Here is a 25,244-nt window from a genome sequence, read left to right as displayed (position 1 = left end):
AAATAAAATACATTAATTTGATTTTTACGATTTACAAGATGAAAAATGGTGAGAAAATGAAAAAAACTGGACGAATAATTTTGCATATCGATTTAAATAGTTTCTATGCTTCAGTAGAACAAGTATACAACCCTGAACTTAAAGGAAAGCCAATAGCTATTGCAGGGAATCCATCTGAACGTAGAGGCATCATAATAACGTGTTCATATGAAGCGAGAGCATTAGGTGTTAAAACAACTATGAATGTAGTGGAGGCAAAAAGAAGGTGTCCAGAACTCGTCATCCTACCTCCAAATTTTGATCGTTATCGTGATTCATCGAAACGGTTCTTTAATTTACTAAGAGAGTTCACATCATTACTAGAACCTGTATCAATAGACGAAGGCTTTCTAGAGATCACAAAACTAAGTGAAAATAGACATGCATTAACTATTGCCCATGAAATACAAGCGCGTATTTGGAATGAGCTTTCATTACCATGTTCCATCGGTGTGGCACCAAATAAATTCTTGGCAAAAACGGCATCTGATATGAAGAAGCCGATGGGAATTACTATCCTTAGAAAGCGCGATGTGCCAAATGTATTATGGCAACTTGATGTTATTGAAATGCATGGTATTGGTTCACGTACAGCTGAAAAATTAAATGTAGTAAATATTAAAACAATTGGTGATTTAGCAAATACTGACGAACATAAGATTCGCTCTATGTTGGGTAAGAACGGGGAGAGATTACGTCAACATGCAAATGGCGAAGACAACCGTGAAGTTGATCCAAATTCTATATACGATACAAAAAGTGTAGGCAATTCAATGACACTACCAAAGGACATAACTGATTTATATAAACTTCGTCAAACTATAGAGAAACTGTCAAAGAAAGTAGCAGATCGATTACTTGCAAAGCGTCTCGCAGGCAAGACAGTAATCATATATATACGTGATGCAGATTGGAACAATCAAACGCGTAGTAAGACTGTATCAAATTCCGTTCAGTCAAAAGAAGAGATTTTAGATATTGCTTGGTCGCTATTCCAAAAGTATTGGGATGAGTCACCTGTACGTTTACTAGGTGTAACTGTTTCAAATGTTATTAATAAAAATGAAACAACAAAACAATTGACAATGTTTAACTTCGAGGAATTTGTTAAGGAAGAACCAATCATTCAACTCATAGATAATATTGAAAAGAAGTTTGGTAAAGGGGTCATCCAAAAAGGAATCGATATAGGAAAATCCTCAAAATATCAAGCTAACTCTAGCTTGAGTAAGGATTTTTTGGATGACCACAGAGAATAAAATTATCAATAATTTCCAGAAAGAGGTTATGATAACATTTTAAATTACTTTAAATATTACCAATATCAACAGAATTAATTATATCTATTTGACCTTTTTGTAATGGTAATTAAATTGAGAAATAAAAGAATTCGAGTAATTCAAGGAAACAGGCACAATTGCATAATTGGTGCCTGTTTGCTCTTCTTGTAATTTTTAGGAAAACGATTATATATTTTCATTTCCTTCATATGATGCTACAAAATATAAAGTTGAGAATTTAGAAATTACGATAAACCCTGATTGAAAAGTTTTAAAAAGAAATACTGAGATATTGAAATTAAATGAAATGTATGAGGGCAATAAGATTGAAGTTCTAAATATAATTAATAAAAAAGAATGTATCCTGAAACTAAACTTTATGAGATGGTTAGTGGCTACCCTTAAGTTTTCAATTCCATTGAAAATTTTAAAACTTGTATTTATGCAAATGTTTTGAAACTTAAGAATTTACACGCAAATCTTAGTCGAAGCTTACTTACGTTCGTTATCATCACTTTTAATTCAGAATTTTATACTATTTTCTTTTAACGATAATACTTTGAAATATGTACATTTAATTGTACATATTTAATTGTTGAGATTTGCCTATGTTTGTAGGTTTTTAAGAATAAGTGCATTAATATGTACACAGATAATTTTATGATACACCGCTATTCGAAATTTTAAGGTCCTATATACATCTTGTAGAGCCTGTTTCGATTGATGAGGGGTATATGGATGTTACGGAAGTTGATATGAACAACGATGCAGTGAGCTTTGCAAGATCAATTCAGGATCGCATTATACGAGAGCTAGATTTGCCTTGTTCCATTGGTATTGCTCCTAACAAGTTTCTTGCGAAAACGGCATCCAATATAAAAAAGCCTATGGGTATAACTGTTTTGCGGAAAAGACAAGTAAATGAAATCTTATGGCCACTCCCAGTAATAGATATGCATGGAATTGGGGAGAGTACTGCAAAAAAATTAGAAACGATTGGTATTATTTCTATAGGAGATTTAGCAAATGCAAGTCCTAATTTACTAAAAGAAAAACTTGGGAAAAATGGAGTCCGACTTCAAAATCGGGCGAATGGGATTGATAATAGGGAGGTAGATCCTGAATCTATATATGACACGAAAAGTGTTGGGAATTCAACTACATTGCCATTTGATGAAACGAATATAGAGGACCTTGAAAAAGTATTTATTCGTTTATCGAAAAAAGTAGCTGCTAGACTTGATGCCAAAAATCTAGCTGGACGGTCCATTACGATACATATACGTGACGCTAATTGGAAAAACAAAACAAGAAGTAAAACTGTAACTAACCGTCTCTATAAAGAACAAGAAATAAATCAATTAGCATTAGATCTATTTCAAGCTTCTTGGAATGGGGATCCAGTTCGGTTACTAGGTGTAACAGTGAACAATGTCTATGACAAAGGAGAATCAGTCGAACAACTATCTATTTTTAATTTTGAAGAACATGCTAAAGAAGAGCCAATATTAAAGCTTGTGGAACAATTGCAAGGTAAATTCGGAGAAAATAGTATTAAACGTGGTATGAAATTAAAAAAGAAACCTTCATTGGAATCAAAAACAAGTTTTAGTAAAGACTTTTTAGATGACCATGACCATCATAAATAGTATTGGTTCTGATGTACAAACGAATCGTTCAAATAATTTAATGTATGTAAATCAGATAAAGTAGGTAATGCAAATTTTTGTTGATAATTTTCAATTCCTTTACCAGTAATAACGATTAAGTCATTATACTGAGCAAGATCCCATGCGTACTGAATAGCTAAAGTTCGATCCGGAATAATCACACATTTATTCATCGGATCCAATGAAGTGAGTTCTTCTATCATTTGTTGAGTTGGTACACCATTTAAGTCATCAAAAGTTAATATACATGTGTGACAATTATTTAAAGAAATCTGTATCATATTACTTCTTTTTTGGACGTCTCTATTTCCCCTAAAACCAAAAACATGCACTATTCTTTCGGGATTATATAAGTTAGCGGTTTCTAAAATGTGAGAAAAAGCATTTCCAGTGTGAGCATAATCCACAATGAAGTTTGCTCCATTTGGATGCTGAAACATTTCGAATCTACCTGGAACTCCGCTAAAATGTTGCAATGAATTCTCAATATCTAATGGTTCGATATTTAAAGAGACTGCTGTCGAAAAAGCAAGTGCAGCATTTTCTAAATTGTGTTTACCTTTCATACGATTATTAATCGAATAGCTCAGCGGATGTCGTTTATTCAACACTAACGATTCATTACTTATTATATGTGTAGGATCTGTCCCATTTACTTTAATAACTTCTCTATTCATTGAAGAGACATACTCACAAAGCCGTTCTCCCCATATTGAGTCAGATTTGATCACGGCAATTCCACTCGGTTTTAAATAGTTGAATAATGATTGCTTAGCCAAATAGTAGGATTCCATATTTTCGTGGTAATCTAGATGCTCATGCTCTAAATTAGTAAAAATACAATAATCAAATCGTAGACCCTCCACGCGAGCCTGAGCTAAACCATGGGAAGACACTTCCATTATGATAGCACGATCAATACTAGTAACCATAAGCTGATTTAATGTTAAAGCATCAAGAGTTGTATGTGTAGATATGTTTTCAACACCATTGATAATAGTGCAAATACTCCCAAATAAAGAACACGAAATACCTGCGGATTCTAAAATATGCTTTAACATATAAGAGGTAGTTGTTTTTCCGTTTGTACCGGTAATTCCAATCATTATCTTGTGTTGAGTAGGGTTTTCGTAAAATATATTCGCTAATAAGCCTAATGCTTTTCTTGAATTATTTACTTGAATATAAGGCACACCAATAGATGAGAGATTTTCTTCACCAACGACAACGCAAGCTCCATTTGAGATTGCATCCTCTATAAACTCGTGTCCGTCTTTGTGAGTTCCTGAAATGGCAACAAATATGTAATTGTTCTCTACTTTTGCAGAGTTAAAAGCAAGACCATCTATTTCAATGGATTCGTCTTCTTTACTTATGTTAATGCCTAAAGGCTTTATCAATGTCTCTAATTTCATAAGTTATGAACTCCTTTTGATTGTTTAATTATTGTTAGCAGTTTTGTTTTTTACATACATGGAATTTAGGGGTAGACTTATAATTACAATATGTCCTATTGAACAAAGGAAGTGAGTAAATATGCAATTATTATTTTTAGGTACTGGTGCAGGAATGCCATCGAAACAGCGTAATACTACATCTACAGTATTGAAACTATTAGAGGAGCGAGGTTCTTTTTGGATGTTTGATTGTGGGGAAGCCACTCAGCATCAAATTTTACATACGACTCTAAAACCTCGTAAACTGGAAAAGCTTTTTATCACACATTTACATGGGGATCATATATATGGGCTACCTGGTTTGCTAGGATCCCGTTCTTTTTTAGGTGGTCTAGAACCTCTTACAATCTATGGACCAACAGGGTTGAAAAATTGGATAGAAGTAACCCTTTCTATTTCCAGAACTCATGTGAAATATCCATTAACAATTATAGAGATTGAAGAAGGCGTTATTTTTGAAGATGAAGAATTTATTGTAGAGGCTAAACTATTAGAGCATGTAGTGCCCTGCTTCGGATATACTGTCAAACAAAAAGCCCTTGCACCTGAACTCTATATTGAAAAAACAGATGCTTTAGGAGTTCCAAGGGGACCTTTACTAAAACAATTGAAAGAAGGGCATGATGTGTTACTTCCAGATGGAAAAGTTGTGAAGAGTGAGGAAGTAACTGGTGCTCCAAAAGAGGGATTTAAAGTAACGATATTAGGGGACACAAAATACTGTGACAACTCTATATGGTTAAGTGAAAATGCAGATATCGTCGTCCACGAAGGAACATTCGACATTGAAACTGCTGAGCTTGCTCGACTTTATGGGCACTCTACTATAGTGGATGCAGCGGAGGTTTGTGAAAAAGCGAATGCTAAGCATTTAATCGTTAATCATATTAGTGCACGGTTCATGCCATCTGATTTAAACAAGATGCTTAGCCAAGTTGAAGAATATAGATTTCCCATTTATATTGCCGAAGATTTTACAGAATATAGTTGGATTAATGGTACATTAATTCCCCTAAAATGAAAAAAGAGATTCCGAGCGAGGATTACTTCACTCAGAATCTCTTTTTTTCTCTAATATAACTAAACTTACGGTAGCGATAGGCCCTAATAATAATGATAGTAGGAACCAATTAAGACCGCTTCGATTTACCTTGAGCAATTCCAGCATTTATAAAAGCTAGTGTACCCCAACCAACAAAATATGAATTTTCCATTTTATTTTATAATCCTTTATAATTATTTTTTTCAAGTTTCAAATAGTTTCCCGAGTTCACGTGATCTGTTTTGTGCAGCATTAATACAAGCAAAAATAGCTTCATTCACTTTATGCTCCATTAGTTGTTCCAAACCTGCTTCTGTTGTGCCACCTGGACTAGTAACTTTTCTACGCAGCTCTTCAGGCTCCACATCACCTTTCTTCAGCATTTGTGCGGCACCTTCCATCGTCTGTATAAATAGTTGACGAGCATCTACCTTGTTTAAACCATGCTCAATAGCTGCGGATTCAAACTGTTCAGCAAAATAGTATAAGTAAGCTGGACCGCTTCCTGAAAGTGCGGTAACAACATGTAAATCTTCCTCTGCCACGACCTTTACAGAACCAATTGATTCTAAAAGATTGATGATGGGTAGTTTGGATGCTTCTGGAATAAGTTCATTCCAGCATATAGCAGATGCACTCATTCCAACAGCTGCAGAGGTATTTGGCATTACACGTGCAATTGGTCTATTACCTAGAGAATTTGTAATGGTTTGTATACTTATACCCGCAATAACGGAAATTATTGTAGTATTATTGTTTAAATATGTTGCCAGACTTGTAAGAGCTTCATTTGCATCTTTTGGTTTCATGGCTAGAAAAATAATATTAGCTTCAGTTAGAGCTTTTTTCTGATCACATACAATTTGCACATTGTATTTTTCTTTTAAATAGTTAAGCTGGTTTTCATCTGATTTATTCGTAACATAAATAGATTCAGGTGAAATTATTTTTTCTTTTGTTAAACCATGTATAATAGCCTCTGCCATAGCACCTGCACCTACAAATACAATTTTCGTCATATAATTTTCCTCCCTTTAGTTTACCTGATTTCCATTAAAGTTAATGAAAGTAGAGCGGTATAAAAACTAGGACAAAATAAAAAAGCGCTCTCATCCCATACAATAAGGACGAAAACACTTGTTTTCCGCGGTACCACCTAGATTTGCTGATAAATTTTCAGCACAACTTATTCCTTCGTATCGAGAAGGTACGACCATGTTTACATAGTTGCTCAGAAGTAGGTTCTATAAACGAGCGGGAGGTGAAATTTGCACCAGGTCATTTCACTCTCTTAACTCCATCGTATATGTACTAATCTTCATCGTAGCTTTTATATTCTGAATTAATGAAATTATATGCATCTTATCATAAAAAGTCAACCATATTTCCGTGACGGTAACCCGAAATAAGAGTACAATGTAATGAATGACTATTCATTAATAAGGAGAATTCAAATGATACATAAAATTATAGTTCCCACTCCCTTTGCAGTAGGGGATGTCAATACATATATAGTTAAAGGCGATGCATTGACATTAATTGATGCTGGACCAAAAACAGAACAAGCATTATCCGCATTAACACAAGGTATAAAAGAAGCGGGCTATGAGCTTACTGATATTGAGCAAGTTGTTTTAACTCATCATCATCCCGATCATGCTGGTTGGACAGATGCATTTGAACAAGCAACTATTCTTGGTCATGAATACAATCAAGTATGGATGACCCGTGATGAAGATTTTCTACAGTATCATGACCGATTTTACTTACAGTGTCTAAAAGAAGAAGGGGTTCCGGAGGAGTATTTTAATTGGGTGGAGAAGATGAGAAGACCATTAAGCCTTTTAGGGAGTCGTTCTCTAGATACTTATTTATGTGAAGGGGACATTCTACCAGGTCATCCTGATATCCAAGTGCTTGAAACGTTAGGACATGCACAAAGTCATTTGGCATTCTGGTCTGAAAGTTCCAAAGTTCTAATAGGTGGGGACCTTATTCTCGAAAAAATTTCATCTAACCCATTAATTGAGCCACCATTAAATCCACAAGAAGAGCGCCCAAAATCGATGCTACAGTACAATGCTTCATTGAAAAAAATACAGCAACTACCTATTGAGAAGGTTTATAGTGGTCATGGTAACGAAGTATTTAATATAAAGGAACTAGTTACATTTAGACTAGAAAAACAAAAAGAGCGGGCACTCAAAGTACTAGATATGATGAATGACGGTGAAAAAACAATTTTTGAATTAACTAAACAATTATTTCCAAAAGTTTATGAAAAGGAACTTGGCTTGACACTTTCTGAAACAATTGGTCAAATAGATTATTTAATCGATAATGGGCTTATAATTGCAAAACGAAATGAAAAAGGAATTTTGTTATATGAGCAAAACTAAAAAAATTTTAATAACGGGTGCTACAAGTGGAGTTGGACTATTGCTTGCTAGAACTCTACATGATGTTGGTCATCAAATATGGGCGTCTGGTAGAAATAACGATGTATTAAACAATTTATCAGCTATTGGAATACATACAATTGAAGCGGACTTAACTATCGAACAATCCTTCGATTCACTTTTTAACAAAATGGGTACACCAGATACCGTAATTCACTGTGCTGGTGTTGGAACCTTTTCTTATTTATTGGATATGGATGAACGAGATATGGAGAAAATGTTTAATGTAAACGTATTAGCACCGATGAAGCTTACAAAGTACTTTGCAGAAAAAATGAAAACACGAGGGTTTGGTCATTTCGTTTTTGTTGCATCTCAAGCAGGTAAAGTAGCTACTCCTAAAGCATCTGCATATGCAGCATCTAAGCATGCCATTCTCGGGTTTGCAAATGCTATCCGAATGGAACTAAAGGAATTTGGTATCGAGGTTACAACTATAAATCCAGGACCAATTGATACACCCTTTCTAGATTTAGCTGATCAAACGGGTAATTATAGAAACAGTATGAAAAAACATCTATTGACTCCGGAAAAAGTGGTAGGCTCTATAGAAAAAGTGATTGAAAATCCGGTAAGAGAGGTTAATCTTCCTTCTTACATGAGTATTACAAGTAAACTATATGCTATGGCTCCGTCAATTGTCGAAACAGTTGGGAAAAAGTATTTCATAAAAAAATAACACATTAAAAAACCGACTTATCCTTTTAAAAAGGATAAATCGGTTTTTTTAACAATTTTTGATGTTTTTACTCAAAGTTTTGGTAGAACCATTGGAAGTTAAGATAGGTATCTGTATATACCATTTTTAGGAAACTTTTCGTTGGTATCTATTGAGTAGTTCATCCAGCTCCTGACTGCAAGTAACGACAATTGGATGAGTAAATCCAAGTCTTTTTGCCTTTTTATACATATCCTGTTTTTTTAGCTCGATTCGTAGCAATAACGATTTTTGGTGCAATTGACTTTTCACAATATTTCTTCCTCCATAGTGTGTATTAGCTTCATCTCATGAAGTGTATATCTTGTAGGTTATGTAGCAACTTGATTATTGTATAATAAGGATATTGCAAAGAATGTCGGATTGTGAAAAATATACACATTTCACAAAAATGTCACATTTGGATGATTTCTATCGTAATTATTATAACAATTGAACATTTTACTGGACATTTTTTAGTTTTTATATCCCTGATATTTTATATAATCTTTCGACATAAAAAGGAATAATGAGAGCTGATGAAGAATATTAATAAAATTGAAATTGTGCAAAAAAGCTGGAAATTTGAAAATAGCTACATAAAGCTATTTCAAAACATAAAGTAGGAAAGTGGGGTTTTGAAATTGATAAAAGGAGTTATATTTGATTTTGATGGTTTAATTGTAGATACAGAAACTACATGGTATGAAGCATTCAAAGAAGTTTTTTATGAAAGTCATCATATAAATATAGATTTACTAGGATATTCTCAATGTATTGGGACAGGAAATGATGTTTTATACAATTACTTCCGGGAACTAGCAGGTGAAACCGTCAATTGTGAAATGCTAGAAAAGCATGCAGCTATTAGGTACGAAACTATGATGAAAGCACCTATACTCCGTGAAGGTGTTAAAGATTATTTAGATGAAGCTAAACAAAATAATCTTAAAATAGCACTAGCTTCTAGTTCATCAAAGAGCTGGGTACATAAGTACCTAACTCAACTAAACATAATGGAGTACTTTGAGGTCATTAATACACAAGATGATGTGAGCAATATTAAACCTGATCCCGAACTATATCTTAAAACATTAATAGACTTAGGACTGTCACGTGAAGAAACAATTGTTTTTGAAGATTCTCTTAACGGATTGAGTGCAGCAAAACAAGCAGGTATTCGCTGTGTCATAGTTCCTAATAATGTTACAAAACATCTGAAGTTTGAGAACTTTGATGAACGAATAAAATCTATGGGAGAAATCTCTTTAAGTGAGCTATTAAAGAGGATAGAACAAAGGTAATTTTATAAGTTGGAAGTACAAAAAGGAGTGTTAACATGATATTAGAGGCAGTAATGCTACAAGTTAAACCAGGTACTGATAAAAATTATGAGGAGGCTTTTCGTCAAGCATCCAAAATTATTTCAACTATGCCAGGTTATATATCACACGAATTACAACGTTGCATGGAAGTAAAAGGTAAATATTTACTGCTAGTAAGTTGGGAAACCTTAGAAGATCATACAGTTGGTTTTAGAGAATCGAGCGAGTATCAGGAATGGAAGAAACTACTTCATCCATACTACGATCCCTTCCCAGTCGTCGAACACTTTGAGAAAGTGCATATATACTAGAACAAAACATAGACTTAGTACTCTAATTAATAGAGTGAACTAAGTCTATTTTTTTGTACCTTTCATATAGTGTTCCCGTATTTAGATTAATAGCATCTTTCAAACATGCTGATGTCGACACAGGTCAAGTTTTAAGCCATCTCAACTACAACTAATCATGATGACTTCTCTATCTGTTTCCAGATGATTAGTCACCATATTTAAGAAAAACAATTAAGTGACTAGTCCACAATAGAATTTTACTCGGGTTATTTCCTCTATAGATGACATCATCGCATTATTAAATTTAATACCCACAAGCACCTGCTAACTTTTTTAAACGTAATCCAATAGCAATCGTTCAAAGTACAGTTAATGAAGGAATGAATAATTATTAATAATTATTAATAATCAGTTGTATTTATACATAAGTCATGTTACATTATGTATATTAATACTGAAAAGTTGTATATAAATTCATTGGAGGGATATATAATGAACAAAAAAGTTGTATTAGCATATTCAGGCGGGTTAGATACATCGGTTGCAATTACGTGGTTAAAAGATGAGGGGTATGATGTTGTAGCGGTATGTCTAGACGTTGGAGAAGGTAAGGATCTTGCATTCGTTAAGAATAAAGCACTAGAAGTTGGAGCTATCGAAAGTTATATGATTGATGCAAGAGAGGAATTTGCTAATGAATATGCACTGATCTCACTTCAAGCACATACTTGGTATGAAAATAAATATCCATTAGTTTCTGCCTTATCTCGTCCATTGATTTCTAAAAAGTTAGTTGAAATTGCAGAACAAACTGGAGCAACAGCAGTTGCACATGGTTGCACAGGTAAAGGAAATGACCAAGTTCGTTTCGAAGTTTCCATTAAAGCATTAAATCCAAATTTAGAAGTGATTGCACCAGTTCGTGAGTGGAGTTGGAGTCGTGAGGAAGAAATTGCATATGCCAAAGAAAAAAATATCCCGATTCCGATTAACTTAGACAGCCCATTCTCTATCGATCAAAACTTATGGGGGCGTGCAAATGAATGTGGTATTTTAGAAGACCCATGGGCTGCTCCACCTGAAGAGGCTTATGATTTAACAGTTTCTTTAGAAAATGCACCTGATACTGCTGATGTAATTGAAATAGAATTTTTAAAAGGAGTACCTACTTCGATAGATGGAGTTGCATATCCATTACACGAATTAATTTTAAAACTAAATGAGTTGGCTGGAAAACATGGTGTCGGCCGTATAGATCATGTTGAAAATCGTTTAGTTGGTATTAAATCACGTGAAGTATACGAAATTCCAGGTGCTCATACATTGCTACTTGCACATAAGGAATTAGAAGATATAACACTAGTAAAAGAATTAGCTCATTTTAAACCAGTTATGGAGAAAAAGTTAACAGAACTTATATATGAAGGACTTTGGTTCTCTCCACTTAGAACTGCACTTGAGGCATTCTTAAAAGAAACGCAGCAATATGTGAATGGAACAGTACGAGTGAAATTATTTAAGGGTCACGCAATTATAGAAGGACGTAAATCACCTAATTCTCTATACAATGAGAAGTTAGCGACGTATACAAAGGATGATGAATTTAATCATGCTTCAGCTGTAGGATTTATCGAACTTTGGGGTCTTCCGACTAAAGTTCACGCTATGGTGAATAAGGGAGCAGAGAAGGTGGAAGTATGACAAAACTATGGGGCGGCAGATTTCAAAAATCTGCCGAACAATGGGTTGATGAATTTGGAGCATCCATCGGATTCGACCAAACATTGGTAATAGAAGATTTAGACGGTAGTATTGCGCATGTACAAATGCTAGGCGATTGCAATATATTACCATCTTATGATGTGCAAACAATTTTATGTGGTCTTGTTCAACTAAAAAAACTGGCTTTAGAAAACCAATTAGATTTTTTAGTTGCAAATGAGGATATTCACTTAAATTTGGAAAAAATGCTTATCGATTTAATCGGACCAGTTGGTGGAAAGCTACATACTGGGCGTAGCCGTAACGATCAAGTCGCGACAGATATGCATCTATTTTTAAAAAATAGAGTAGGAGAAATAATCGAGATAGTCGAGCTTTTTCAACAAACACTTGTGGCACAGGCAGAAATGCATATAGAAACACTTGCACCAGGATATACGCATTTACAGCGTGCACAACCTATTTCATTTGCCCATCATTTAATGGCTTATTTTTGGATGCTAGAACGCGACAAAGATCGCTTCAAAGATTCGTTGAAGCGTATTGATATTTCACCGCTTGGAGCAGGTGCGCTTGCAGGAACAACATTTCCGATTGATCGTCAGATAGCAGCTAATTATCTTGGTTTTGCAAATGTCTATGAAAATAGTATGGACGCTGTTAGTGATCGTGATTTTATTATAGAATTTTTAAGTAATTCTTCTATGATGATGGCTCATTTATCTCGGTTTGCTGAAGAAATTATTTTATGGTCTAGCTCTGAATTTAACTTCATTGAATTAGATGATTCTTTTTCAACTGGATCTAGTATAATGCCTCAAAAGAAAAATCCAGATATGGCGGAGCTAATTCGCGGGAAAACAGGTCGAGTTTATGGAAATCTAATGGGATTATTAACTGTCATTAAAGGACTCCCACTAGCTTACAACAAAGATATGCAAGAAGACAAAGAGGGCATGTTCGATACTGTACATACAATCGTTGGCTCATTGAAAATATTTGAAGGTATGGTCCGGACAATGGTTGTTCATACGGAACGACTATACGACACTGTCCACAAAGACTTTTCTAATGCTACAGAACTTGCCGATTATTTAGCTGCAAAAGGACTCCCATTCCGAGAAGCACATGAGGTAACTGGGAAATTAGTTTTCCTGTGTATCCAACGTGGATATTTCCTACTCGATTTACCACTGGAAGATCTCAGTAAGGCAAGTGATTTGATTGAATCGGATATATACGATGTATTATCACCACTAGCTGCTGTTAGAAGAAGAAATTCACTCGGTGGTACTGGTTTCGATCAAGTGAAAATCCAAATTGCAGAAGCTAAGAGGCGACTAGCATAACAAAAGAACCTGTAGACATTCGTGATTACGAAACTGTCTACAGGTTTTTGAATTGAATCACTGGATTTTATAAAAAAAGACATAATTATAATTCTAAAGACACTATTAATTTATTGACAATTTAGAATTATATATTTATAGTGAAATATGTAAGGGCTTACATATTAGTTATTAACCTAAACGTTTTTTGTGAATGCTCATAATGGCTTCTACATTAAAACGTATTTTTTTTCTATAAAACTAAAACGTTTTCGTAAGGTTTACTTAGGCTTTAGGAAAGGGGTTTTAAGTCACATGATAAGTTATTCACGTGGTAAAGGGAATCTGGAAAATTGGATAGTTTCTGAAGAGTTATTCCATCCAGATTCGCTTGGAAAAAGTGAAACAATTATGTACCTTGGTAATGGGTACATGGGCTTGCGCTCTGCTGCAGAGGAACCTTATATGAAAGAAGTAAGAAATTTATTTGCTAATGGTACTTTTAATAAAGCAGGTGAAAATGAAGTCACAGAATTACCAAATATAGCGGATGTGACACGGTTAGATATCCGAATTGACGGTGATCGGTTCAGCCTGGAATTTGGAAAAACAAAGGACTATATAAAACAATTAAATATAAAAACGGCAGAGTTAATAAGGTCCTTTGTATGGACATCTCCAAAAGGAAAAGTTTTACAATTTGAATTTAAACGATTTGTGTCTTTAGATAATTTACATCTAATTGGCATGAAAATGTTTGTTAAAAGCTTAACTGATCCCGTTCATATTTCTATTGATACTGGAATAGATGCACAAATGAGTAATTCTGGCGCACAGCATTTTCTAGAAGGCGAACGGAGAATATTTGATAAAAAGGATATTCAGCTAGTTCAAACAACTAGTGAATCTAAAATAGATGTGGTGATCAGTTCGACTCATAAAGTCTTAGTGAATGATGTTGAAAGTATAAATGAACCAGAAATGAACATGGCTCGAAGAAAAGTATGGCTCACTTATAATATTAAACTTGAGCCAAATGATAGGGTGGAAGTAGAAAAGCTGACGACAGTATATACGAGTCGTGATAAGGATTTAGATTTTACTGAATATACATCTAGGCATCTCCGAGAAAAATCATTAAGTGATTTACGTAACTGTGCAATAAAAGGATATGATTCAAACTTTCATTTGCATAAAGAAGCATGGAATAATCGGATATGGAATTCATACGAATTAGAGATCAATAGTGAAAATCCTTATGATTTGCTTGCTCTTCGCTTCTCTCTATATCATTTAACAATTATGGCTCCTGCCCATGATGATCGAATGGGGATTGCAGCAAAAGGATTAAGTGGAGAAGGTTACAAAGGACACTCCTTTTGGGATACAGAAATCTTCATCCTACCATTTTTTACTTTTTCTAATCCAACAGTAGCAAAATCACTTTTAACATACCGTTACTTCTGCTTAGAAGGTGCTAGAAAAAAGGCTAGGGAAAGTGGTTTTAGTGGTGCGATGTTTCCTTGGGAGTCGGCATGGCCGACTGACGGAGAAGTAACTCCAAAACTAGGTGACATTGATATTGTTACAGGGAAACAAACGAAAATTTGGTCCGGATTTATAGAACAACATATTTCAGCAGATATCGCTTTTGCAATTTATCAATACTTTAATGTTACTGCCGATCAGGAATTTATGAATCACTATGGCTATGAAATAATTTTTGATACTGCAAATTTCTGGGTAAGTCGACTTGAGTGGAATGAAGGCAAGCAGGCATACCATATTAATAATGTTATAGGACCTGATGAGTATAAAGAGCATGTAAACAACAATGCTTTTACGAATTATATGGTTTTTTTTAATATGAAACTTGCCATTCAATATTACGAAACACTAAAGAAAGAAAAACCTAGCATACTAAATAAACTGACAACAAAGTTTGATATGAAAAAATCTTACTCTTTATGGAAAGCAAAGGTAGGAAAAATATATTTGCCGCAACCACGCGCAGAGGATTTTGTAATTCCACAGGATGATACTTACTTAACGTTAAAAGAAATTGATTTAACAAAATATAAAAATCAAAAAAAACTTAGAACAATTTATCGTGATTATAATTCAGAACAAATTAATGCCATTCAAGTTACGAAGCAAGCAGATATACTGCTAATGTTGTATCTGTTAAACCAAACTTTTATAAGTGAAGCCGTTCCACTGTCAAATGAAATAAAAGAAGCTAACTTCTATTATTACGAAAGAAAAACGCTACATGATTCATCGTTAAGTCTATCAACACACTCCATTCTAGCAAGTAAAATTGGGGACACAGATTTAGCTTATTCTTTGTTTAGGAAAGCTACCGAAGTCGATTTAGGTCCCCGAATGGACACATCGGATGAGGGTATACATGCTGCATCCATCGGCGGAATATGGAAAGCAACAGTCTTTGGCTTTGCTGGAGTTAGTGTAGTAGATGGAAAACTGAGGATAAACCCGAAGTTGCCAAAGCAGTGGCGTCATTTGAAATTTAAGATTCACTGGCAAGGTCAGCCAATCACATTAGTACTTAGTCATACTACTTTTTCTATTAAGGTTGAAAATAAGAGGAAAATAGAATTTGAGCTTAATAATCAAATCTATGAGTGTGATGATGTACTAAATATAGATTTTGAATATAAAAATGGGTAGTTATAAAATGATTCTTCATTTTATTCACTATAGCAATTCAAATCGTAGGGGAGGAATTTTAATGAAGTTCCAAAAAAGAACATTTAGTAGTCTATTTATAATCGCTTTTCTATTGCTTTTAGCTGCTTGTAGTGGCAGTGATGAAGGGGGCACTAAAAAAGAAAACAATGGCGATAGTGATGAAGCTTCAAATCAAAAAATTACTATTTTCCAAAGTAAAGTTGAAATTTCCGATCAATTAGAAGCGCTAGCGAAGGAATATACAGCTGAAACTGGTGTTGAAGTTGAAGTATGGGGAACAACAGGTGATGATTATTTTGAACAACTTCAAATTCGTTTGAACAGTGATCAGGGTCCATCCATATTCAGTCTTCAAAATGTAACGGAAGCTGAAAAAATGAAATCTTACGTAGCCGATTTATCTTCTGAAGAATATGCAAAGGACATTGCTCCTGGTATGGAATTAAAGGTAGAAGATAAAATTGTAGGGGTCCCATATGGAGTAGAAGGGTTTGGTTTAGTTTATAACAAAGATTTAGTGAAACCCGAAGATGTTACCGATTATGAATCTTTTGTTAGCACTTTAGAAAAGTTTAAAGCAGAGGATATTACGGGACTTGGTCTTTCTAAAGAAGCTTATTTCTTAATTGGTCATATTAGTAACTATCCATATTCTTTACAAAGCGATCACTATGAATTTATCGACAAGCTAACAAGTGGTGATGTAACAATGGCAGAAACAAAGGAATTTCAAGAGTTCGGAAAATTTATGGAAGCTATAAAAGCAAACACACCAAGTCCTTTAGATGTGACATACGATAAAGAAGTGGGTGATTTTGCAGCTGGGAAATCAGCCATGATTCACCAAGGTAACTGGGCTTATGGGATGCTTGCAGATTTTGATGTAGATTTTGAGGTAGGTATGCTTCCATTCCCATTAAATGGTACGGATAAATTAGCAGTTGGTGTAGGTAATAACTGGGCAGTCAATGGTAAAAAGGATGAAGCAGAAACGAAAGCAGCAAAAGACTTTTTAAATTGGATGTTTACAAGTGATACAGGGCATCGATACATTGTAGAGGAATTTGGATTTGTTCCTGCGCTTACAACTATCGAAGCAAATGACTTAGATCCACTATCTCAAGACGTTTTAAACGCTTCCAATAGTGGTCAAACAATTCCTTGGGCACAAAATTATTACCCAGCTAATATTGTTCCGAATGATTTTGCTCCAAAAGCGGAAGAATTCTTTTTATCTAAGGATATGACTGGTGAAGAATTTATAGAAAGTTTAGATGATGCTTGGAAAAACGCTGTAAAATAGTTTAATTTGTCAGGAAGATAGATTAATAAAGTCTGGACATCGCATTTAAATGGTGTCCAGTACTTACCTATTCAATCAATCCATTTATAAACTATTAGAAAGGAGTGTTTTCATGCAAAATAAAAATAATAAAGGGTGGTATTTATTATTTACGGCGCCGTTATTTATTATTTTTTTGACAGTAGTAGTTATTCCATTCGTAATTGGAATATATTATTCCTTTTTTAAGTGGGACGGTATAGCAGCCAATCCAAAAGTGTTTGTTGGCTTTGATAATTTTATCAAGTTATTTGGTGATACACGTTTTCTTGAGTCTACATGGAAGACGACTCTATTCACCATATTAGCGGTTATCTCCGTAAATATAGTAGGACTTGTTTTTGCACTATTGGTAACATCAAAACTTAGAACATCAAATGCGGCACGTACTATGGTATTTATGCCATATTTAATAGGTGGTCTAATATTAGGATATATTTGGCAGTTTATTTTCCTTGATGTTTTTACATTAATCGGTCAAATAACTGGACTTGAAAATGTCTTTTTTAATTGGCTTATTGATATGGATTTTGCCTTATATGCTTTAGTCTTCGTTTTTACTTGGCAAATGGCAGGATATATTATGATTATTTACATCGCTGGAATACAAAGTATACCTAATGATGTAATGGAGGCATCCATGATTGATGGTGCAAGTTGGTTGCAAAGGTTAAAAAATATTACATTTCCTCTATTAATGCCTGCTTTTACGATTAGTCTATTTTTAACGCTGTCATCAGCATTTAAAATCTACGATGTAAACCTTTCATTAACGGGCGGGGGACCTGCAAATTCCACTGAAATGTTTGCAATGAACATTTATAACGAAATCTTCGGCTATGGTAATTATGGATATGGTCAGGCTAAAGCAATTATTTTCTTCTTAATAGTAGCAGCAATCACTCTGACACAAGTTTATATTACGAAAAAGAGGGAGGTAGAGTTGTAATGAATAAGTTTTATAAATTTATAAAAGAGCTTTTACTCCTCATTACAGCGCTTTTCTTTCTATCACCGATTTATATAATTATTGTCAATTCATTTAAAAATCGACAGGAATTATACGAAAATGTTATAGCACTTCCTAAAGAATTCAGCTTCCAATATTATATAGAAGCGATGGAAAAAATGAACTTTTTGAATGCACTTGCTAATTCATTATATATAACGATACTTTCTGTTCTAATTATTGTTGTCTTATCCTCTATGACTGCATGGATGCTAGCAAGAACGGATAATAAGTTAAGTAAAATTATTTTCATGATTTTCATAGCAACCATGCTTATTCCCTTCCAAACACTAATGATGCCTTTAATGCAATTCATGAGCACTATAACTAATACGTTACATATTCCAATGATTAATACTCGTGAAGGTTTAATATTTATGCATATTGGTTTTAGTTCTAGTATTTCCGTCTTCCTATACCATGGATTTGTTAAGTCTATACCAATTACATTAGAGGAAGCAGCTACAATTGACGGTGCATCGAAGTTTGGGGTTTTCTGGAGAATTATTTTTCCAATTCTAAAACCAATCACAGTAACAGTAATGATTTTAAACGTTATTAATATATGGAATGATTATCTACTACCTTCTTTAACACTTACTGATAAGGGACTTCGAACAATCCCACTATCTACTTTTTATTTCTTTGGAGAATTTACGATTCAGTGGAACTTAGCAATGGCTGGCTTGATGCTGACAATCATTCCTGTTGTAATTTTCTATGTTCTTGCACAAAAACATATTATTAAAGGTATTGGGGAAGGGGCTGTCAAATAGAGTCTATTTCTGTGGGAGGTTAATAAATGCAAGGGTTTTCAGGTTTTACAGGAGCATTGTACAGTACAACTGAATGGATTATGCGATTTTCTGTTGTTAATATTTTGTGGTTGATAATCAATCTTCCTATCGCAATTATTCTATTAAGTTTGTACGTTAATAGTTTCAGTATAGAGTTTGTAGCTTACTATTTACCCTTAATACTTCTAGTTCCTATATTATTTGTCCCAAGTACGATGGGATTGTTTGCAATGGCACGTGATTGGGTGTTGAAGATAGAGCATCCATCACTTATGAGAGCGTATTTTTCGTATATGATATCAAATTACAAAAAGAGTTTTATAGCTGGTCTAATGTTGACCTTTATTTGGGTTATTTGGATAATGGATTTTTACTTTTTTGCAAATGAAAACGATTTATTGCTTATGGTAATTTCGATTTTGGGAGTTGTATTATTTGTATCTACAGTTAACTTTTTTTCCTTGAATGTGCATTTTCAAATGAGCATTCGAGAATTATTAAAAAACACGTTTTTTGTAACGATCGGAAGTCCTTCATTATTTTTGTTAGTCCTTTTGATTAATTTCTTATTGCTTTACTTAAGCGTTACCAAATTTATTTTTATGTTTCCTCTATTTACAGGATCATTGAGTGCCTTTGTATCTTTTACTATATTTTATAGATTTACATTGAAGATGCAAGAGAAAGCTTTAGTCAATAAAAGTAATTAAATATTATCGAATTTTGAACCTATAGGGCAGAACTTAATGAAGGTTTACTTATTAAAATTGGGAAGTGATTCATGAAAATGACTACTATAAGAGATGTTGCTAAGGCTGCTGGATTATCAGTGAGTATTGTTTCAAAAGCCTTTAATAATTATACAGACGTAAATGAAAAAACAAGACAAAGAATTTTTGAAATCGCCAATCAAATGGGCTATACCCCTAATTTAGTAGCTAAGAACTTATCATCTAAAAAACAAACGACTATTGGTTTGATATCATCAGGAGTTCTAAACAATAGTGAAAAAGATAATAATGCATTTAATATATTCAAGGGAGTATATACCGCTGTAACTACAAGTCAATTTGAATTATCCATTTACCTAATAGATTCACAGCGTCAGAAGCAAAAGAGCTATGCACAATACTGTCGAGAGCGAAATATTGGGGGTGCACTTTTACAGGGAATACGTGTAGACGATCCATATTATATGGAGCTGATAGATACAAATATACCTTGTGTTGTTCTAGATATTATACCTGAAACGAATAATGGGTTAGTAGGTAGTGTTTCGATAGATAACGTAAAAGCGAGCAAAGAAATTGCAATGTATTTAATTGAGAGAAATCACCGAGATATTGCTGTAATGGCAGGTAGAAAAAAAACTTATGTAAATTCAGAGCGGATTAAAGGAGTTCAAGAAGCTTGTAAGGAAAATGAGGTAGAGTTACAAGACAACGAAATTTTGTATGCTGATTTTTCAGAGGAAGAAGCATATGTAATAGCAAAAGAATATTTGAAAACTAAGCGTCCTACGGCTTTTCTTTGTTTTAGCGATCTAATGGCATTTGGAGTTATGAAGGCAGTAAAGGAAGTTGGTTTGAAAATTCCTGAGGATATATCTATTACAGGATTTGATGATCTAATTTTTAGTAGTTACACAGAACCGCAACTAACCACAATCGGTCAAGACTTTTTTGAAATAGGAAAAATGGCTGCCGAATTACTTCAAGACTTAATGGAAAATAAACTGGAACGGAAGCATGTAAATATTGATCATCGATTAGTAGAACGCGGAAGTGTCAAGACTATTTTTTCATAAACACAACTTTTCTACTCTACCTTTATTTATCAAGAAAGGAAGGTTTTAATGTCACAGTACCCAAAAGTCTTTATATTCGATTTGGATGGTGTTATTACGGATACAGCAGAATTTCATTATTTAGCATGGAAAAAACTTGCAGAAGGAATTAACATCTCATTTGACAAACAATTTAATGAACGACTAAAAGGTATTAGTCGCATGGAATCCCTTGAACTGATATTACAGTTGGATACTTCTTTATTAAAGCTGGATAATGAGAAAAAAGTGAAATTGGCCAATAAAAAAAATGAATACTATTTAGAACTAGCAGAATCTATAACTAAAGAAGATGTCTTGCCTGGTGTTGAAGATTTATTAAAGCATATTAAAAAACAAAATATTAAAATAGCTCTCGGTTCAGCAAGTGAAAATGCAAAAAATGTAGTAAAAAAACTAGGCCTCTCTAGTTACTTTGATTATATTGTGGATGCATCTAAAGTGAAAAAGGGAAAGCCAGATCCAGAAACGTTTATAATTGCTGCAGATTACTTTGGTATCCCTTACAAAGAGTGTATTGGAATTGAAGATGCAGCAGCAGGAATAGAAGCAATAAACAAAGCAAATATGTTCTCGGTTGGTGTCGGTTCTGTAGAAAATTTATCTCAAGCTTACTATTTAGTTGAAGATACTTCTAAGTTAAATTTTGAAGAAATAATAAAGAAATACAGCGATAAAAATAGCTGAGGTGAAATTTAATGACATGGAAATTAACAAGATCCGAATTAGATAACCAAAACCTTCTGTTAAATGAAAGCCTTTTGTCTTTAGGGAATGGGTATCTAGGTGTTAGAGGAAATTTTGAAGAGGGTTATAAAAGTACGTATAGCTCTATTCGTGGTACATATATTAATGCTTTTCATGATGAAACTGAAATTAATTATGGTGAGAAACTACATGCATTTCCTGAGATACAGCAGAAAATTTTGAATGTCATTGATGCACAAACTATAAATATCTATTTGGATGATGAACAATTTTCTTTATTTGAAGGGGAAATATTACATTTAGAAAGAAACTTGCATATGGATAAAGGCTACTCTGAGCGAATTGTTCATTGGAAATCTGCAAAAGGTAAGGAAGTCAAAATTCACTTTAAAAGACTTATTTCGTTTGTTACGAAAGAATTGTTTGCGATAGAAGTCAAAATAGTACCAGTAAATAATATTAAACTAGTTAAAATTGTTTCAATTGTCGAAGGTAAAGTTTCTAATTTTGTGAATAAAAACGATCCTAGAGTTGCTTCTGGTCACGCTACAAGACTTCATATATCAGAAGTACGACAGCATGAAAGTTTTAGCATTGTAAAAAATATTACCTATGCAACAAAGCTAGAAGTTGCCTGTGTTACCTCGTCTGAACTTAATAGAGTTGAATACGAGTATGTCAGCAAAATAACGGATAGTAGTGTGGAAGAGACCTATTTGTGTAATGGAAATGAGCCAATCCAATTTACAAAATATAATGTGTATACGGACACATTAAGGCATGGAAAGGATATTGTCGACGAAGCGCTTGCTATTCACCAGCAACTAGAAGATATATCTTTTGAAAATCTCCTTCTAGTTCAAAGGGATTACTTAAATCACTATTGGCATAATGCAGATGTAAAAATCAGTGGAGAGGATTCCCTTCAAGAAGGAATTCGTTTTAACCTTTTTCAGCTATTACAATCAGTTGGTAAAGAACAACAAAGTAATATTTCAGCTAAAGGTTTATCAGGAGAAGGATACGAAGGGCATTATTTTTGGGACACTGAAATTTATATATTCCCGGTCTTCTTAATGACAAATCCAGAAATGGCAAAAAATTTACTAATACAAAGATATTCAATTTTGGAGAGTGCTAGGGTAAGAGCAAAGGAAATGGGACATAAAAAAGGGGCATTATTTCCGTGGAGAACTATAACAGGGCCAGAAAGTTCAGCATTTTTCCCAGCAGGAACAGCACAGTATCATATAAGTGCAGATATTGCCTATAGTTATATTCAATATTATTTAGTAACAAAAGATGAAGAATTTTTAAAGTATTATATGGCCGAACTTTTATTTGAAACAGCACGTCTTTGGATCGATGCGGGACATATGAAAGAGGGACTCTTTAGAATTGATTGTGTTACAGGACCAGACGAATATACTTGTATTGTCAATAACAATTACTATACCAATGTCATGGCAAAACATAATTTACTGTGGGCTGCTAAGTTATATAATCTTTTGAAAGAAGATGATAGCAAGTTACTAAACCAATTGGGTGATAAATTAAATTTATCAGAGCAAGAAGTGAGTGAGTGGATTGATGCAGGTGAAAAGATGTACCTGCCATACGATGAAAAGTACAAAATCAATGCACAGGATGATAGTTTTTTACAAAAGGATCGTTGGGATTTAGCAAATACCCCTAAAGAAAAATTCCCACTGTTACTGAATTATCATCCACTAACTCTTTACCGATATCAGGTATGTAAACAAGCGGATACAGTACTAGCACACTTTTTATTGGAAGATGAACAGGATCTTGAAACAATGAATAATTCCTATAATTACTATGAACAAATTACAACACATGATTCTTCCTTGTCTTCCTGTATATTTAGTGTGATGGCTTCCAAATTTGGTGATAAAGCAAAAGCTTATGAATATTTTAGAAAAACAGCTCGGCTAGATTTGGATAACACTCATGGTAATACGAAGGACGGGCTTCATATGGCTAATATGGGAGGGACTTGGCTTGCAATTGTTTATGGTTTTGCAGGCTTAAGAGTGAAAGAAAGCGGTCTTTCATTAGCACCTGTCCTCCCTGATAATTGGAATTCACTTGAGTTTCATCTGCTATATCAGAATAGAACAATAAATATCAAAATAGAAAGACGTACTGTAACCTATTCACTACTAGAAGGTGATAGTTTAACCATTTCGCATATGGGGGAACTTATTTATCTCCCGATTGGAAAGTTTGTGAAAAAAGCGATATAAAATAGCGGTTGTTCGATTGTTCCTTAAGACAAGATCGTGTTCATAGGTTATTATTATTGTTCTGCTTGGAGCAGTAGCTTTTGATGTACTTAATAGGAATAAGTAATTTAAAATAAGAGAAAGATCAAACGTTACAGTAAAAATCTGTAGCGTTTTTATTATTTCTCTTATTATTTAAATATTATGGTAAAATTTAGAGAAGTCTTCTACCTAGTGAATTCAAGCATTGAGTAGAATAAAAGAGGTGTGTCAAATGATTGACCAGTTAAAGGAAATATACTCTACACTAATAGTATATAAGGATGGATCGAATCAATTAGGCTTAGATTATAAATGGTTTGCCACAGAAAATGATGAAATCATTGGTATACGGAACGATGAGCTAACTTCCAAAGATGTCTCGCTATTAACTACTTTTCTTTCTCCGTATAATGTGAAGTTCCCTACACCAACAGAAGCAGAAAAAAACTGGAGAAAAATTCTTTTTTCTTCTGTTTTGAAAAAAGAAGAAAAGGATTGGAAACCGAGTAATCCCTTTCGATTCGTTTATTTTGCGTTTAATAAAAATCAAATAGAACCGGTCTTGTTTAAAGATGCCATAGAAGCCCTTTTTGATAAACAGGTTCCTATTTTATGGGAAAGTGAGCACGAAGGTTTTATCATAGAGCAGCAAATGATGGAAGAGGAAAGCATTTCATACGAACAGATAATCGATATTTTAATGAGCGATTTATATGTGAAAATTAACTTTTTTGTTGGGCCATACAAAAAGGATATTGTTGAGCTAACACCGCACTACAATTCATTAACCAATGTGGCCAAACGCGTTTTCCTTTATACGAACAAATCGGTAGTGACATATGTGGAAGCCATACCATTTATACTAACAAAGCAAACAGAAGAAGGATTGCGATTGGATATTTCTAAAACTATATTGCAAGAGTACATAAATGACGAAGAGACGATTAAAATGATAGAGACTTTTTTCAAATGTAATTTAAATCTTTCGGAGACAGCAAAAATCCTCCATCTGCACCGAAACAGTTTACAATATCGATTGGATCGTTTTGTTGAGAAGACAGGGATTGATATTCGTCAATTTCATGATGCGATGACTGTATCCTTGGCATTACTAGCTAGAAAATGACTAGTTTTAGTAAATATACACTAAGTTCTTCATGATCTTTGTGCACTATTCCCATTTCTTGAAAATTTAAAATATAGTATTCTATTAATAATGAAAGCACTTAC

At 33.8% G+C, this 25,244-nt stretch carries 21 protein-coding genes and 1 other annotated feature; of the genes, 18 read left to right on the top strand and 3 right to left on the bottom strand.

Annotated features, from left to right (window positions below):
• The first annotated feature begins 38 nt into the window (after positions 1–38).
• Positions 39–1,298, top strand: a complete 1,260-nt coding sequence (locus tag MKY29_RS10280; RefSeq protein WP_445677873.1) for a DNA polymerase IV — start codon at positions 39–41, stop codon at positions 1,296–1,298.
• Between the two features lie 701 nt (positions 1,299–1,999).
• The gene (locus MKY29_RS10275) at positions 2,000–2,968 is read left to right on the top strand and encodes a DNA polymerase IV (protein WP_340880845.1); all 969 of its coding nucleotides are present in this window, start codon (positions 2,000–2,002) and stop codon (positions 2,966–2,968) included.
• On the opposite strand, the gene MKY29_RS10270 is transcribed toward MKY29_RS10275, so the two are convergent.
• Entirely contained in the window at positions 2,959–4,404 is a 1,446-nt protein-coding gene (locus MKY29_RS10270; protein WP_340879710.1) for a UDP-N-acetylmuramoyl-L-alanyl-D-glutamate--2,6-diaminopimelate ligase, read from the bottom strand. The genes MKY29_RS10275 and MKY29_RS10270 overlap by 10 nt on opposite strands.
• A 121-nt stretch (positions 4,405–4,525) precedes the next feature.
• On the opposite strand from MKY29_RS10270, the gene rnz reads away from it, so the two are divergent.
• Positions 4,526–5,467: a ribonuclease Z gene (gene rnz, locus MKY29_RS10265; RefSeq protein ID WP_340879709.1), complete on the top strand. Its 942-nt coding sequence runs from the start codon at positions 4,526–4,528 to the stop codon at positions 5,465–5,467.
• A gap of 224 nt (positions 5,468–5,691) precedes the next feature.
• On the opposite strand, the gene proC is transcribed toward rnz, so the two are convergent.
• Complete coding sequence (proC, locus tag MKY29_RS10260) at positions 5,692–6,507, bottom strand: pyrroline-5-carboxylate reductase (protein WP_241599168.1); 816 nt, start codon at positions 6,505–6,507, stop codon at positions 5,692–5,694.
• 101 nt (positions 6,508–6,608) lie between these two features.
• Positions 6,609–6,822, bottom strand: a binding site (T-box leader).
• A gap of 120 nt (positions 6,823–6,942) precedes the next feature.
• On the opposite strand from proC, the gene MKY29_RS10255 reads away from it, so the two are divergent.
• On the top strand, positions 6,943–7,887 hold the full coding sequence (locus MKY29_RS10255) for an MBL fold metallo-hydrolase (protein ID WP_340879708.1): 945 nt from the start codon (positions 6,943–6,945) through the stop codon (positions 7,885–7,887).
• Positions 7,874–8,626, top strand: a complete 753-nt coding sequence (locus tag MKY29_RS10250; protein ID WP_241599172.1) for an SDR family NAD(P)-dependent oxidoreductase — start codon at positions 7,874–7,876, stop codon at positions 8,624–8,626. Before MKY29_RS10255 ends, MKY29_RS10250 begins: the two co-directional genes overlap by 14 nt.
• Positions 8,627–8,752: 126 nt before the next feature.
• On the opposite strand, the gene MKY29_RS10245 is transcribed toward MKY29_RS10250, so the two are convergent.
• Complete coding sequence (locus MKY29_RS10245) at positions 8,753–8,917, bottom strand: aspartyl-phosphate phosphatase Spo0E family protein (RefSeq protein WP_090569512.1); 165 nt, start codon at positions 8,915–8,917, stop codon at positions 8,753–8,755.
• A 374-nt stretch (positions 8,918–9,291) separates the two neighbouring features.
• On the opposite strand from MKY29_RS10245, the gene MKY29_RS10240 reads away from it, so the two are divergent.
• From MKY29_RS10240 to MKY29_RS10180, 13 genes are all read left to right on the top strand, one after another.
• The gene (locus MKY29_RS10240; protein ID WP_340880844.1) at positions 9,292–9,948 is read left to right on the top strand and encodes an HAD family hydrolase; all 657 of its coding nucleotides are present in this window, start codon (positions 9,292–9,294) and stop codon (positions 9,946–9,948) included.
• Between the two features lie 35 nt (positions 9,949–9,983).
• On the top strand, positions 9,984–10,280 hold the full coding sequence (locus MKY29_RS10235) for an antibiotic biosynthesis monooxygenase family protein (RefSeq protein WP_340879707.1): 297 nt from the start codon (positions 9,984–9,986) through the stop codon (positions 10,278–10,280).
• Between the two features lie 474 nt (positions 10,281–10,754).
• The gene (locus MKY29_RS10230) at positions 10,755–11,963 is read left to right on the top strand and encodes an argininosuccinate synthase (protein WP_245402483.1); all 1,209 of its coding nucleotides are present in this window, start codon (positions 10,755–10,757) and stop codon (positions 11,961–11,963) included.
• On the top strand, positions 11,960–13,333 hold the full coding sequence (gene argH, locus MKY29_RS10225) for an argininosuccinate lyase (protein ID WP_340879706.1): 1,374 nt from the start codon (positions 11,960–11,962) through the stop codon (positions 13,331–13,333). Before MKY29_RS10230 ends, argH begins: the two co-directional genes overlap by 4 nt.
• A gap of 294 nt (positions 13,334–13,627) precedes the next feature.
• The gene (locus MKY29_RS10220) at positions 13,628–16,003 is read left to right on the top strand and encodes a glycoside hydrolase family 65 protein (RefSeq protein ID WP_340879705.1); all 2,376 of its coding nucleotides are present in this window, start codon (positions 13,628–13,630) and stop codon (positions 16,001–16,003) included.
• Positions 16,004–16,064: 61 nt separating this feature from the next.
• On the top strand, positions 16,065–17,327 hold the full coding sequence (locus tag MKY29_RS10215) for a sugar ABC transporter substrate-binding protein (protein WP_241599178.1): 1,263 nt from the start codon (positions 16,065–16,067) through the stop codon (positions 17,325–17,327).
• Positions 17,328–17,439: 112 nt separating this feature from the next.
• On the top strand, positions 17,440–18,315 hold the full coding sequence (locus tag MKY29_RS10210; protein ID WP_241599179.1) for a carbohydrate ABC transporter permease: 876 nt from the start codon (positions 17,440–17,442) through the stop codon (positions 18,313–18,315).
• Complete coding sequence (locus tag MKY29_RS10205) at positions 18,315–19,151, top strand: carbohydrate ABC transporter permease (protein ID WP_340879704.1); 837 nt, start codon at positions 18,315–18,317, stop codon at positions 19,149–19,151. Before MKY29_RS10210 ends, MKY29_RS10205 begins: the two co-directional genes overlap by 1 nt.
• Before the next feature lie 26 nt (positions 19,152–19,177).
• Complete coding sequence (locus tag MKY29_RS10200; RefSeq protein ID WP_340879703.1) at positions 19,178–19,882, top strand: YesL family protein; 705 nt, start codon at positions 19,178–19,180, stop codon at positions 19,880–19,882.
• A gap of 77 nt (positions 19,883–19,959) precedes the next feature.
• Positions 19,960–20,979 (top strand): LacI family DNA-binding transcriptional regulator, encoded by a 1,020-nt coding sequence (locus tag MKY29_RS10195; RefSeq protein WP_241599183.1) that lies wholly within the window; start codon positions 19,960–19,962, stop codon positions 20,977–20,979.
• A gap of 48 nt (positions 20,980–21,027) precedes the next feature.
• Positions 21,028–21,705, top strand: a complete 678-nt coding sequence (gene pgmB / locus MKY29_RS10190; RefSeq protein WP_340879702.1) for a beta-phosphoglucomutase — start codon at positions 21,028–21,030, stop codon at positions 21,703–21,705.
• 11 nt (positions 21,706–21,716) lie between these two features.
• On the top strand, positions 21,717–23,993 hold the full coding sequence (locus MKY29_RS10185; RefSeq protein ID WP_340879701.1) for a glycoside hydrolase family 65 protein: 2,277 nt from the start codon (positions 21,717–21,719) through the stop codon (positions 23,991–23,993).
• A gap of 253 nt (positions 23,994–24,246) precedes the next feature.
• Entirely contained in the window at positions 24,247–25,140 is an 894-nt protein-coding gene (locus tag MKY29_RS10180; RefSeq protein WP_241599200.1) for a PucR family transcriptional regulator, read from the top strand.
• Positions 25,141–25,244 lie beyond the last annotated feature (104 nt).

The organism is Psychrobacillus sp. FSL K6-2365 (genome assembly GCF_038003165.1).
Lineage (GTDB): Bacteria > Bacillota > Bacilli > Bacillales_A > Planococcaceae > Psychrobacillus > Psychrobacillus psychrodurans.
This window is presented reverse-complemented; position numbering and strand designations above follow the sequence as displayed.

What these genes read in the sequence shown, in the direction of transcription:
- MKY29_RS10280 (WP_445677873.1), top strand. Translation starts at nt 39, where the DNA reads ATGAAAAATGGTGAGAAAATGAAAAAAACTGGACGAATAATTTTGCAT.
- MKY29_RS10270 (WP_340879710.1), bottom strand. Translation starts at nt 4,404, where the DNA reads ATGAAATTAGAGACATTGATAAAGCCTTTAGGCATTAACATAAGTAAA.
- rnz (WP_340879709.1), top strand. Translation starts at nt 4,526, where the DNA reads ATGCAATTATTATTTTTAGGTACTGGTGCAGGAATGCCATCGAAACAG.
- proC (WP_241599168.1), bottom strand. Translation starts at nt 6,507, where the DNA reads ATGACGAAAATTGTATTTGTAGGTGCAGGTGCTATGGCAGAGGCTATT.
- MKY29_RS10255 (WP_340879708.1), top strand. Translation starts at nt 6,943, where the DNA reads ATGATACATAAAATTATAGTTCCCACTCCCTTTGCAGTAGGGGATGTC.
- MKY29_RS10250 (WP_241599172.1), top strand. Translation starts at nt 7,874, where the DNA reads ATGAGCAAAACTAAAAAAATTTTAATAACGGGTGCTACAAGTGGAGTT.
- MKY29_RS10235 (WP_340879707.1), top strand. Translation starts at nt 9,984, where the DNA reads ATGATATTAGAGGCAGTAATGCTACAAGTTAAACCAGGTACTGATAAA.
- MKY29_RS10230 (WP_245402483.1), top strand. Translation starts at nt 10,755, where the DNA reads ATGAACAAAAAAGTTGTATTAGCATATTCAGGCGGGTTAGATACATCG.
- argH (WP_340879706.1), top strand. Translation starts at nt 11,960, where the DNA reads ATGACAAAACTATGGGGCGGCAGATTTCAAAAATCTGCCGAACAATGG.
- MKY29_RS10220 (WP_340879705.1), top strand. Translation starts at nt 13,628, where the DNA reads ATGATAAGTTATTCACGTGGTAAAGGGAATCTGGAAAATTGGATAGTT.
- MKY29_RS10215 (WP_241599178.1), top strand. Translation starts at nt 16,065, where the DNA reads ATGAAGTTCCAAAAAAGAACATTTAGTAGTCTATTTATAATCGCTTTT.
- MKY29_RS10210 (WP_241599179.1), top strand. Translation starts at nt 17,440, where the DNA reads ATGCAAAATAAAAATAATAAAGGGTGGTATTTATTATTTACGGCGCCG.
- MKY29_RS10205 (WP_340879704.1), top strand. Translation starts at nt 18,315, where the DNA reads ATGAATAAGTTTTATAAATTTATAAAAGAGCTTTTACTCCTCATTACA.
- MKY29_RS10200 (WP_340879703.1), top strand. Translation starts at nt 19,178, where the DNA reads ATGCAAGGGTTTTCAGGTTTTACAGGAGCATTGTACAGTACAACTGAA.
- MKY29_RS10195 (WP_241599183.1), top strand. Translation starts at nt 19,960, where the DNA reads ATGACTACTATAAGAGATGTTGCTAAGGCTGCTGGATTATCAGTGAGT.
- pgmB (WP_340879702.1), top strand. Translation starts at nt 21,028, where the DNA reads ATGTCACAGTACCCAAAAGTCTTTATATTCGATTTGGATGGTGTTATT.
- MKY29_RS10185 (WP_340879701.1), top strand. Translation starts at nt 21,717, where the DNA reads ATGACATGGAAATTAACAAGATCCGAATTAGATAACCAAAACCTTCTG.
- MKY29_RS10180 (WP_241599200.1), top strand. Translation starts at nt 24,247, where the DNA reads ATGATTGACCAGTTAAAGGAAATATACTCTACACTAATAGTATATAAG.